We start from the raw sequence: 349 nt of genomic DNA on the forward strand, positions 1-349 counted from the left end.
GTGCCGTTCTCGGTCGAGCGCCCCGCGATCCCGCTTACCGTCCCGGTCATGCGCACATGGTCGAGCCCGTTCGGTCCGCTCGGCACCCCGCTGGTCGACCGCGACGATCCGGTCGGCGTCATCGAGGATTTCTTCTCGATGCTGGGGAGGCCGCATCTCAAATTGCCGAAAGTGTTCGTGCTGCCCGACATGCGGCTGGACGGCCCGGTGGCGAGCCTGCTCACCTCCTTTGCCGACAGCCGCGGCCTGACCCTGGTCACCACTGGCAAGGTCGAGCGCCCGGTGCTGGAAAGCGACACCGACGGTGACGACTACCTCAAGGCCTCGCTGCGCTCGCACCATCATCGCG

General features: G+C 67.3%; 1 pseudogene. It reads left to right on the forward strand.

Features of this window, described 5'->3' with window-relative positions:
* A pseudogene (locus EN859_RS36135) lies at positions 1-349 on the forward strand (GNAT family N-acetyltransferase); the annotation flags it as partial.

The sequence above is a fragment of the Mesorhizobium sp. M00.F.Ca.ET.216.01.1.1 genome, assembly GCF_004010325.2.
Classification (GTDB): domain Bacteria; phylum Pseudomonadota; class Alphaproteobacteria; order Rhizobiales; family Rhizobiaceae; genus Mesorhizobium.